The sequence below is a fragment of the Pseudomonas sp. NFACC02 genome, assembly GCF_900110765.1.
In the GTDB taxonomy this organism is placed as follows: Bacteria; Pseudomonadota; Gammaproteobacteria; order Pseudomonadales; family Pseudomonadaceae; genus Aquipseudomonas.
Window position 1 is genome coordinate 76,027 of the sequence record NZ_FOEO01000019.1, and the last position, 10,977, is coordinate 87,003.

The 10,977-nt window shown below is 60.3% G+C and carries 9 protein-coding genes; all 9 read left to right on the plus strand.

The features are described from left to right. The first annotated feature begins 4 nt into the window (after positions 1 to 4). The 9 genes from murD to lpxC all read left to right on the plus strand — a co-directional run bounded on the left by murD (position 5) and on the right by lpxC (position 10,460). Positions 5 to 1,351: a UDP-N-acetylmuramoyl-L-alanine--D-glutamate ligase gene (gene murD, locus BMY73_RS16755; protein WP_092408459.1), complete on the plus strand. Its 1,347-nt coding sequence runs from the start codon at positions 5 to 7 to the stop codon at positions 1,349 to 1,351. Then, a complete protein-coding gene (ftsW, locus tag BMY73_RS16760) occupies positions 1,348 to 2,565 on the plus strand; it encodes a putative lipid II flippase FtsW (protein ID WP_062384204.1) in 1,218 nt (405 codons plus the stop codon). Before murD ends, ftsW begins: the two co-directional genes overlap by 4 nt. After that, positions 2,552 to 3,625, plus strand: coding sequence for an undecaprenyldiphospho-muramoylpentapeptide beta-N-acetylglucosaminyltransferase (murG, locus tag BMY73_RS16765; RefSeq protein WP_092408461.1), 1,074 nt, complete (start codon positions 2,552 to 2,554; stop codon positions 3,623 to 3,625). The genes ftsW and murG overlap by 14 nt, the downstream gene beginning before the upstream one ends. Continuing rightward, entirely contained in the window at positions 3,618 to 5,078 is a 1,461-nt protein-coding gene (murC, locus tag BMY73_RS16770; protein ID WP_062384197.1) for a UDP-N-acetylmuramate--L-alanine ligase, read from the plus strand. The genes murG and murC overlap by 8 nt, the downstream gene beginning before the upstream one ends. Next, positions 5,075 to 6,034 carry a D-alanine--D-alanine ligase gene (locus BMY73_RS16775; RefSeq protein WP_092408463.1) on the plus strand — a complete coding sequence of 320 codons (960 nt, stop codon included), beginning with the start codon at positions 5,075 to 5,077 and terminating at the stop codon, positions 6,032 to 6,034. Before murC ends, BMY73_RS16775 begins: the two co-directional genes overlap by 4 nt. Positions 6,035 to 6,037: 3 nt before the next feature. Then, a complete protein-coding gene (locus BMY73_RS16780) occupies positions 6,038 to 6,907 on the plus strand; it encodes a cell division protein FtsQ/DivIB (RefSeq protein ID WP_062384191.1) in 870 nt (289 codons plus the stop codon). A gap of 15 nt (positions 6,908 to 6,922) precedes the next feature. Continuing rightward, positions 6,923 to 8,182, plus strand: coding sequence for a cell division protein FtsA (gene ftsA / locus BMY73_RS16785; protein ID WP_062384188.1), 1,260 nt, complete (start codon positions 6,923 to 6,925; stop codon positions 8,180 to 8,182). Positions 8,183 to 8,245: 63 nt separating this feature from the next. Then, positions 8,246 to 9,436, plus strand: coding sequence for a cell division protein FtsZ (gene ftsZ, locus BMY73_RS16790; RefSeq protein ID WP_062384185.1), 1,191 nt, complete (start codon positions 8,246 to 8,248; stop codon positions 9,434 to 9,436). A gap of 112 nt (positions 9,437 to 9,548) precedes the next feature. Continuing rightward, the gene (lpxC, locus tag BMY73_RS16795) at positions 9,549 to 10,460 is read left to right on the plus strand and encodes a UDP-3-O-acyl-N-acetylglucosamine deacetylase (RefSeq protein WP_062384183.1); all 912 of its coding nucleotides are present in this window, start codon (positions 9,549 to 9,551) and stop codon (positions 10,458 to 10,460) included. The last annotated feature ends 517 nt before the right edge of the window (positions 10,461 to 10,977 follow it).

The window sequence follows — 10,977 nt, forward strand, 5'->3', positions numbered from 1 at the left end:
CAGAGTGTCGCTGATCGCTTCTTCTCACTTCCGCATCGTTGTCGGTCTCGGCAAGAGCGGCATGTCCCTGGTTCGCTTCCTGGCGAATCGGGGCGTGGCGTTTGCGGTAGCGGATACCCGTGAGAACCCACCTGAGCTGGCGACCCTGCGTCGTGACTACCCGCAGGTGGAAGTGCGTTGTGGCGAGCTGGACGTCGAGTTTCTCTGCCGCGCCGACGAATTATATGTGAGTCCCGGTCTGGCGCTGGCGACACCGGCATTGCAACAGGCCGCCGCGCGTGGCGTGAAACTGTCGGGCGATATCGAGCTGTTCGCGCGCAATGCCAAGGCACCCATCGTTGCTATCAGCGGCTCCAACGCGAAAAGTACCGTGACCACGCTGGTGGGTGAGATGGCCGCAGCGGCCGGTAAGCGTGTGGCCGTTGGCGGAAATCTCGGAACGCCGGCGCTGGACCTGCTCAGTCACGATGTCGAGCTGTATGTGATGGAGCTGTCGAGTTTCCAGCTGGAAACCACTGATCAACTGGGCGCCGAAGTCGCCACCGTGCTCAATGTCAGCGAAGACCATATGGACCGCTACAGCGGACTGCCGGCGTACCACCTGGCCAAGCACCGGATTTTCCGTGGTGCGCGTCAGGTGGTGGTCAATCGTCAGGACGCCCTGTCGCGACCATTGATCGGCGAAGGGGTGCCTTGCTGGACCTTTGGTCTGAACACACCTGACATCAACGGCTTCGGTCTGCGAGAAGAGAACGGCGAGAAGTACCTGGCGTTCCAGTTCGACAACCTGATGCCGGTCCGTGAGTTGAAAATCCGTGGCGCCCATAACCAGGCCAACGCGCTGGCTGCATTGGCGCTTGGTCATGCCGTCGGGCTGCCGTTCGACGCGATGCTGTCCAGCCTGCGTTCGTTCGCTGGCCTGGTGCATCGCTGCCAGTGGGTTCGCGAGCTCAAGGGCGTTAGTTATTACGACGATTCCAAAGCGACCAACGTCGGTGCTGCGCTGGCAGCCATCGAGGGCTTGGGAACGGACATCAGCGGCAAGCTGGTGTTGATTGCGGGTGGTGATGGCAAGGGAGCGGATTTTTCTGCGCTCAAAGTCCCGGTCGCCACCCATTGCCGTGCCGTTGTCCTGCTGGGGCGCGACGCTGAACTGCTCGCCGGAACCTTCGGCGATTCGGTGCCTTTGATACGCGTCAAAACATTGGAAGAAGCTGTGCAACGTGCCGCCGAATCGGCGCAGCAAGGGGACGCCGTATTGCTGTCGCCAGCCTGCGCAAGCCTGGATATGTTCAAGAATTTCGAAGAGCGCGGACGCCTGTTCGCCCAGGCCGTGAGGGACTTGTCATGATTTTTGGTGTGATCAAGCCTTATCCGTCGCCGATCATCAGCGGTCGTGGTGTGGACGTCGATTTCCCGATGCTCGCTGGCTGCCTGGCGTTGCTCGGTCTTGGCCTTGTGATGATCACGTCCGCGTCGTCGGAAGTGGCCGCGGTGCAATCTGGCAACGCGCTGTACATGATGACCCGTCACCTGATCTATCTGGTGCTGGGCCTGGGCGCCTGCATCGCGACCATGATGGTGCCTGTCGCCACCTGGCAGCGGCTGGGCTGGCTGATGCTGATTGGCGCCTTCGGTCTGCTGGTCATGGTGATCGTGCCCGGGATCGGGCGTGAGGTGAACGGTTCGATGCGCTGGATCGGCTTCGGCATGTTCAACGTGCAGCCCTCGGAGATCGCAAAAGTCTTCGTGGTGATCTTCCTCGCAGGCTATCTGATTCGCCGTCAGCAGGAAGTGCGCGAGAGCTGGATGGGGTTCTTCAAGCCGTTCATCGTGTTGTTGCCCATGGCCGGGCTGCTGCTGATGGAGCCCGACTTCGGTGCCACTGTCGTGATGATGGGCGCCGCCGCCGCGATGCTGTTCCTCGGTGGCGTCGGCCTGTTCCGTTTTGCCCTCATGGTGGCGCTCGCCGTGGCCGCCGTGTTCGTGCTGGTTCAGGCGCAGCCTTACCGGATGGCGCGTCTGATCACCTTTACCGACCCGTGGTCCGACCAGTTCGGTTCGGGCTACCAGTTGACGCAGGCGCTGATCGCCTTTGGTCGCGGCGAATGGTTCGGTGTCGGTCTGGGCAACAGCGTGCAGAAACAGTTCTATCTGCCGGAGGCGCACACCGACTTCGTGTTCTCGGTACTGGCCGAAGAACTGGGCGTCGTCGGATCGTTGGCCACGGTGGCGCTGTTCGTCTTCGTGAGTATTCGCGCGATGTACATCGGCATGTGGGCCGAGCGCGCCAAACAGTTCTTTGCCGCTTACACCGCCTATGGTCTGGCGTTCCTGTGGATCGGTCAGTTCCTGATCAACATTGGCGTGAACGTCGGTCTACTGCCAACCAAAGGCTTGACCCTGCCGTTCCTCAGTTACGGCGGCAGCTCGCTGATCATTTGCTGCGCCAGTCTGGGGCTGTTGCTGCGCATCGAGTGGGAATCGCGCAACAACATGGGCAGCGAAGAAGCTGAATTCAGCGAAAGCGATTTTGCCGAGGAGCCCACCCATGGCCGTCGGTAATGTGCTGATCATGGCCGGTGGTACCGGCGGACATGTGTTCCCGGCACTGGCCTGCGCGCGCGAATTCCAGGCGCGTGGTTATACCGTGCACTGGCTGGGTACGCCGCGCGGTATCGAGAACGAACTGGTGCCTGCCGCTGGCCTCAAGCTGCATGTGATCAACGCCACCGGGTTGCGTGGCAAGGGCCGTCTGTCCTTGCTCAAGGCGCCGTTCATGTTGATCAAATCGCTGTTTCAGGCGCGCAAAATCATGCGGGAGCTGAAGCCGGTGTGTGTGGTCGGGTTTGGTGGTTATGTCACAGGCCCTGGCGGTCTGGCCGCGAAACTGGCGGGCGTGCCGTTGATCATTCATGAGCAGAACGCGGTCGCCGGTACTGCCAACCGTAGCCTGGCGTCGTTTGCCAGCCGTGTGTGCGAGGCATTTCCTCAGACGTTCGCAGCGTCGGCCAAGCGCCGCACCACCGGTAATCCGGTCCGTGCCGAACTGTTTTTCGAAACCCCGCGTCAGGCGCTGGCGGGACGCAAGCCGCGTCTGCTGGTACTGGGCGGAAGCCTTGGCGCTGAGCCGCTGAACAAACTGCTGCCGGAAGCGCTCGCGCAAGTGCCTGTGGACATACGCCCTGAGGTCTTCCATCAGGCGGGCAAGCATCACGATGAAGTCACCACCGAGCGTTATCGCGCGGCGGGCGTCGAGGCGCAGGTCGCTCCGTTCATCAAGGACATGGCCCAAGCCTATGGCTGGGCGGATCTGGTGGTGTGCCGCGCAGGCGCGCTGACCATCAGTGAACTGGCAGCTGCTGGCTTGCCGTCGTTGCTGGTGCCGTTGCCCCACGCGATCGACGATCACCAGTCGCGCAATGCCGAATATCTGGCTCGTGAAGGCGCCGCCTTCGTGATGCCGCAAGCGACAACTGGCGCTGCCGAGATGGCGGCTCGCCTGAAAGAGGTTTTGATGCAACCCGAACAATTGAAACGCATGGCCAATACGGCTCGCCAACTGGCCAAACCGGATGCCACCAATACCGTTGTCGACGTCTGCCTGGAGGTGGTCCATGGTTGAGAGTCAACGCGCCATGCCTCAGCCGGAGATGCGCCGTATCCGTCGGATCCACTTCGTCGGCATCGGCGGTGTGGGCATGTGCGGCATCGCCGAAGTGTTGTTGAACCTGGGCTACAACGTGTCCGGTTCCGACCTGAAGGCATCGCCTGTGACCGAGCGTCTCGAATCCTTTGGTGCACAGATTTTCATCGGCCACCGCGCGGAGAACGCGTCAACGGCAGACGTGCTGGTGGTTTCCAGCGCTGTGAACACCTCCAACCCGGAAGTTGCGACTGCACTCGAACGTCGGATTCCGGTGGTGCCGCGCGCCGAAATGCTGGCTGAGCTGATGCGCTATCGTCATGGCATCGCGGTCGCCGGTACGCACGGCAAAACCACCACTACCAGCCTGATCGCATCGGTGTTCGCGGCCGGCGGCCTGGACCCGACGTTTGTGATCGGCGGTCGCTTGAACGCCGCCGGCACCAACGCTCAGCTCGGCACCAGCCGTTACCTGATCGCTGAAGCCGATGAAAGCGACGCCAGTTTCCTGCACCTGCAGCCGCTGGTGGCCGTCGTCACCAACATCGACGCCGATCACATGGCGACCTACGAAGGTGACTTCAACAAACTGAAGAAAACCTTCGTCGAGTTCCTGCACAACCTGCCGTTCTACGGGTTGGCGGTGGTGTGTACCGATGATCCGGTGGTGCGCGACATTCTGCCGTCGGTCAAGCGTCCGGTCGTGACCTATGGCTTCAACGAAGAGGCTGACGTGCGCGCCATCAACGTGCGTCAAGAAGGCATGCGCACGCATTTCACCGTGCTGCGTCGCGAGCACGAACCGCTGGACGTATCGGTGAACATGCCGGGCAATCACAACGTGCTCAACTCGCTGGCCACGATCGCCATCGCGACCGACGAAGGCATCGCTGACGAGGCCATCGTGCAGGGACTGTCGGGCTTCCAGGGCGTGGGTCGTCGCTTTCAGGTGTATGGCGAACTTCCGGTCGAAGGTGGCAGCGTCATGCTGGTCGACGACTACGGTCACCATCCGCGCGAAGTCGCTGCGGTGATCAACGCCGTGCGTGGCGGCTGGCCGGACCGTCGTCTGGTCATGGTCTATCAGCCACACCGTTATAGCCGTACCCGTGATCTGTACGACGATTTCGTGCAGGTGCTCAACGACGCCAACGTCCTGCTGTTGATGGAAGTCTATCCGGCGGGCGAAGAGCCGATCCCGGGCGCTGACAGCCGTCAGTTGGCGCACAGCATCCGTCAGCGAGGACAGCTCGACCCGATCTACATCGAGCGTGGCGTCGAACTGGCTCCGCTGGTCAAGCCGCTGCTGCGTGCCGGCGACATCCTGCTCTGTCAGGGCGCAGGTGATATCGGCGGTCTCGCGCCGCAGTTGCTCAAGAGCCCGTTGTTCACGGGTGCCATCGTGGCCTCAACCGAAGGTAAGCTGAAATGACAGCCGCCGCGCAAATCTCCCTGCTCTCGACACTGGAGCCGACAAGCTTCGGTCGCGTTGCCGTGCTCTTCGGTGGCAAGAGTGCGGAGCGGGAGGTTTCCCTGAAATCCGGTCATGCGGTGCTTGAGGCACTGCTGAGCGCGGGCGTCAATGCGTTTGGCATCGACGTGGGCGATGATTTTCTGCAGCGGCTGGTCAGTGAAAAGATAGATCGCGCATTCATTGTGCTGCATGGCCGTGGCGGCGAAGACGGCACCATGCAGGGTCTGCTGGAGTGCCTGGAAATCCCGTACACCGGCAGCGGCGTGCTCGCTTCGGCGCTGGCGATGGACAAGCTGCGCACCAAGCAGGTCTGGCAGAGCCTGGGACTTCCGACCCCGCGTCACGCGGTCCTTGGCAGTGAGTCGGATTGTATTTTGGCGGCGACGGAACTGGGCTTTCCTTTGATCGTCAAACCCGCACATGAAGGTTCCAGTATCGGTATGGCCAAGGTGACCAGCGTCGACGAATTGATCGCCGCCTGGAATGCCGCCAGTACCTACGATTCGCAAGTGTTGGTCGAACAATGGATTCAAGGTCCGGAGTTCACCGTCGCTTCTCTGCGCGGGCAAGTATTGCCGCCCATCGGCCTTGGGACTCCCCACAGCTTTTACGATTACGACGCCAAGTACCTGGCTTCCGATACCCAGTACCGGATTCCATGTGGCCTGAGTGCAACCCAAGAACAGGAACTCAAGGCGCTGACAGCGCGGGCGTGTGAAGCCGTCGGCATTGCCGGCTGGGCACGCACGGACGTGATGCAGGATGCCGATGGCAAGTTCTGGCTGCTGGAAGTCAACACCGTGCCCGGCATGACCGATCACAGCCTGGTGCCCATGGCCGCGAAAGCAGCGGGGCTCGATTTCAAACAGTTGGTGTTGGCGATTCTGGCCGACAGTGTCCAGGTGCGAGGGTAGATCATGCACGGCGCGACGCTACGTCATCAGCAATCTTCTCCGAGCCGCAAGCCCGTGCCTCGCGGCGCCAGCCGGATGGTGGCCCGTGAACCATTGTCGTCACGCTTGCCCAAGCCGAATTTCGGTTTCCTGCGCAGCCTGATGTGGCCGGTGTTGTTGGTAGTGCTCGGGTTCGGCACGTATGAAGCGGCCCAGCGTCTGCTGCCGTACGCCGACCGCCCGATTTCGCGGATCAACGTTCAGGGCGACCTGAGCTACATCAGCCAGCAGGCGGTGCAGCAGCGTATCGCTCCGTACGTCGCGACGAGCTTCTTCAACGTCGACCTGGCTGGCATGCGCACGGAGCTGGAGCAGATGCCGTGGATTGCGCACGCCGAAGTTCGCCGCGTATGGCCCGATCAGGTGGTGATTCGCCTGGAAGAACAATTACCGGTTGCGCGTTGGGGTGACCAGGCGCTGCTGAACAACCAGGGTCAGGCCTTCACGCCGCGTGAACTGGCCAACTACGAACACCTTCCGCAGTTGTTCGGGCCTCAACGGGCTCAACAGCAGGTGATGCAGCAATACCAGGTTCTGAGTCAGATGTTGCGCCCGCTGGGCTTCTCCATCGCTCGCCTGGAATTGCGTGAGCGAGGCAGCTGGTTTCTGACCACCGGCGCAGGCAGTGCGGGCCCCGGCCTGGAGCTGTTGCTGGGACGAGGCAATCTGGTTGAGAAGATGCGCCGCTTTATCGCCATCTACGAAAAAACGCTGAAAGAACAGATCACGAACATTGCGCGAGTCGACCTGCGTTACAACAACGGCCTTGCCGTCGGTTGGCGTGAGCAGGCGCCAGCGCCAACGACGGACAAACCCGCCGTCGCGAAGAATTGATAAGAGGCAGGACCCATGGCAAACGTGCAAAGCGGCAAAATGATCGTCGGATTGGATATCGGCACCTCCAAGGTGGTGGCGCTGGTAGGCGAAGTCGCGGCTGATGGCACGCTGGAAATCGTCGGTATCGGCACCCACCCTTCACGTGGCCTGAAGAAGGGCGTGGTGGTGAACATCGAGTCCACCGTGCAGTCGATCCAGCGCGCGGTGGAAGAAGCGCAGCTGATGGCGGGCTGCCGCATTCACTCGGCGTTCGTCGGTGTCGCTGGCAATCACATTCGTAGCCTGAACTCCCACGGCATCGTGGCGATCCGTGACCGCGAAGTCAGCTCCGCCGACCTTGAGCGCGTCCTCGACGCCGCTCAGGCCGTGGCGATTCCGGCCGACCAGCGCGTGCTGCACACCCTGCCGCAGGATTACGTCATCGATAACCAGGAAGGCGTTCGTGAGCCGCTGGGCATGTCGGGCGTGCGTCTGGAAGCGAAGGTTCACGTCGTGACCTGTGCGGTCAATGCTGCACAGAACATCGAGAAATGCGTGCGTCGCTGCGGTCTGGAAGTCGACGACATCATTCTTGAGCAACTGGCTTCGGCCTACTCGGTGCTGACCGACGACGAGAAAGAGCTGGGCGTCTGCCTGGTGGATATCGGCGGCGGCACCACCGACATCGCGATCTTCACCGAAGGCGCCATCCGGCACACGGCCGTGATCCCGATTGCTGGCGATCAGGTGACCAACGACATCGCCATGGCGTTGCGCACACCGACCCAGTACGCCGAAGAAATCAAGATCCGTTACGCCTGCGCCCTGGCCAAGCTGGCCGGTGCCGGTGAAACCATCAAAGTACCGAGCGTGGGCGACCGTCCACCTCGTGAGCTGTCGCGCCAGGCGCTGGCTGAAGTGGTCGAGCCTCGTTACGACGAGCTGTTCACGCTGATCCAGGCCGAACTGCGTCGCAGCGGCTACGAAGACCTGATCCCGGCCGGCATCGTGTTGACCGGTGGTACGTCGAAAATGGAAGGCGCGGTGGAGCTGGCGGAAGAGATCTTCCACATGCCGGTTCGCCTGGGCGTTCCGCACAGTGTCAAAGGGCTCGCGGACGTCGTTCGCAACCCGATCTACTCCACCGGCGTCGGCCTGTTGCTGTACGGACTGCAAAAGCAGTCTGACGGCATCTCGCTGTCCGGCCTTTCCGGCTCCGGTAGCAGTTATAGCGATGAACCTAAACCACCGGTGTTTGAGCGTCTCAAACGCTGGGTTCAGGGGAATTTCTAAGATTCAAAAAGTGGTAGGCAGGCAACAGGCGACATAAAACTAGAGAACTGAAGGAGAGGGAACATGTTCGAGCTCGTAGACAACATCCCACAAAGCCCGGTAATTAAAGTTATCGGCGTTGGCGGTGGCGGCGGCAACGCAGTCAATCACATGGTCAAGAGCAACATCGAAGGCGTCGAGTTCATCTGCGCCAACACCGATGCTCAAGCACTGAAAAACATCGGTGCGCGGACCATTCTGCAACTGGGTACCGGTGTCACCAAGGGCCTGGGCGCAGGTGCGAACCCTGAAGTCGGTCGTCAGGCCGCACTGGAAGATCGTGAGCGCATTGCGGAAGTTCTGCAGGGCACCAACATGGTCTTCATCACCACCGGCATGGGTGGCGGTACCGGTACCGGTGCTGCGCCAATCATCGCCGAAGTGGCGAAGGAAATGGGCATTCTGACCGTTGCGGTGGTCACCCGTCCGTTCCCGTTCGAAGGTCGCAAGCGCATGCAGATCGCCGACGAAGGCATCCGCGCGCTGTCCGAAAGCGTCGACTCGTTGATCACCATCCCCAACGAGAAGCTGCTGACCATCCTGGGCAAAGACGCCAGCCTGCTGTCAGCTTTCGCCAAGGCTGACGATGTACTGGCCGGTGCCGTTCGCGGTATCTCCGACATCATCAAGCGTCCAGGCATGATCAACGTCGACTTCGCTGACGTACGTACCGTGATGTCCGAAATGGGCATGGCGATGATGGGTACCGGTGCTGCAAGCGGTCCTAACCGTGCGCGTGAAGCCACTGAAGCTGCGATTCGCAACCCGCTGCTCGAAGACGTGAACCTGCAGGGTGCCCGCGGCATTCTGGTCAACATCACTGCCGGTCCTGACCTGTCCCTGGGTGAGTACTCGGACGTGGGTAGCATCATCGAAGCGTTCGCCTCCGAGCACGCGATGGTCAAGGTCGGTACCGTTATCGATCCGGACATGCGCGACGAGTTGCACGTCACCGTGGTTGCCACCGGCCTGGGCGCAAAAATCGAGAAACCTGTGAAGGTCATCGACAACACCATGCAGACCGCTCAAGCCGCACCCGTGCAGCAGCAGGCAGTCCGTCAGGAGCAGCCTTCGGTGAATTATCGCGATCTGGACCGTCCTACCGTGATGCGCAATCAGGCTCACGCTGGCGCGACAGCCGCGGCAAAAATGAATCCGCAAGACGATCTGGATTACCTGGATATTCCAGCTTTCCTGCGTCGTCAGGCTGATTGATGAGTTCTATCAGGGGTATAAGGGTGATTGGTGTTCAGCAAAGGCGAGGTCTGCTATCATCGCCAGCCTTTGTTGATACTAATTCGCGATATGCGCTGAAGCGGCCAATGCCATGATTAAACAACGCACCCTGAAGAATATTATCCGTGCCACAGGTATCGGCCTGCACTCGGGGGAAAAGGTTTACCTGACCCTCAAACCTGCACCTGTGAACGCTGGCATTGTGTTTTTCCGTACCGACCTCGAGCCGGTCGTTCAGATCAACGCGCACGCGTTGAATGTTGGCGACACCACGCTTTCCACAACGCTGTTCAACGGTGATGTGAAGGTCGATACGGTTGAACACTTGCTGTCGGCCATGGCTGGCCTTGGCATCGATAACGCCTACGTTGAACTCTCTGCCTCCGAAGTTCCAATCATGGACGGCAGCGCAGGTCCCTTCGTATTCCTGATTCAATCGGCTGGCCTGGAAGAACAGGACGCACCGAAGAAATTCATCCGGATTTTGAAAGAAGTCTGCGTTGAAGAAGATGGCAAATTTGCGAAGTTCGTGCCGTTCGAAGGTTTCAAGGTGGGCTTCGAGATAGATTTCGACCACCCGTACCTGAAGAATCGCACGCAAACCGCATGTGTCGACTTTTCCAGCACCTCCTTCGTAAAAGAAGTGAGCCGTGCGCGTACTTTCGGTTTCATGAAAGACATCGAGTATCTGCGCAAGCACAACCTTGCTCTGGGCGGCAGCGTTGAAAACGCAATCGTCGTGGACAAGGACGGTGTGCTGAACGAAGACGGCCTGCGTTATGAGGACGAATTCGTCAAGCACAAGATCCTGGATGCCATCGGTGACCTGTATCTGCTGGGCAATAGCCTGATCGGCGAGTACCAGGGCTTCAAGTCGGGACACGGCCTGAACAATCGTCTGCTGCGTGCTTTGATTGCACAAAGCGATGCCTATGAAGTCGTGACCTTCGAAGACGCCAGTACCGCACCGATCTCGTACATGCGCCCTGTTGCGGCGGTGTAACAGTCTCTTCTTCTCAGTTTCATATTTAAGGCCACCTTCGGGTGGCCTTTTTTATGGACTCTGTTTTTTACGTTGAGAGGGTGTGTATATCCGTTTTTTTGGTAACGGCGACTTAGGGTTCCGCTCTTACAGCGGGTCACTTTTTCCAAGAGCCGAAAAAGTAACCAAAAAGGCCCTGCTCCTGGCTTGGCCCTCCTGCGTCGGGTACCCGCACTCCGACGACGCTCCGTGGGCCCGCGCTGAACGGACATCCATGTCCTGGCAGCGCTCTCGCGGCATCCATGCCGCTCGGCCCACTGCGCGTCGTCTGCGCTTGGCCTGCACCCAAGTCGCGATTTGCGGTGTCCGGAATATCGATGTCGAAAAGCAAAATCAAAAGCAGATCTATCAGGCTGACACAGTCCCTGTAGGAGCGTGGCTTGTCCCGCGATCTACCGCGCAGCGGTAGCAAAATCAGGCGACTCAATTGTGCCTGACACCCCGCATGCACAGGTATTGCTGCCGGTTCCCGGCAGAT

Bases quoted from the DNA above. Each gene is read 5' to 3' on its own strand.
- ftsW (WP_062384204.1), top strand. From the start codon at position 1,348: ATGATTTTTGGTGTGATCAAGCCTTATCCGTCGCCGATCATCAGCGGT.
- murG (WP_092408461.1), top strand. From the start codon at position 2,552: ATGGCCGTCGGTAATGTGCTGATCATGGCCGGTGGTACCGGCGGACAT.
- murC (WP_062384197.1), top strand. From the start codon at position 3,618: ATGGTTGAGAGTCAACGCGCCATGCCTCAGCCGGAGATGCGCCGTATC.
- BMY73_RS16775 (WP_092408463.1), top strand. From the start codon at position 5,075: ATGACAGCCGCCGCGCAAATCTCCCTGCTCTCGACACTGGAGCCGACA.
- BMY73_RS16780 (WP_062384191.1), top strand. From the start codon at position 6,038: ATGCACGGCGCGACGCTACGTCATCAGCAATCTTCTCCGAGCCGCAAG.
- ftsA (WP_062384188.1), top strand. From the start codon at position 6,923: ATGGCAAACGTGCAAAGCGGCAAAATGATCGTCGGATTGGATATCGGC.
- ftsZ (WP_062384185.1), top strand. From the start codon at position 8,246: ATGTTCGAGCTCGTAGACAACATCCCACAAAGCCCGGTAATTAAAGTT.
- lpxC (WP_062384183.1), top strand. From the start codon at position 9,549: ATGATTAAACAACGCACCCTGAAGAATATTATCCGTGCCACAGGTATC.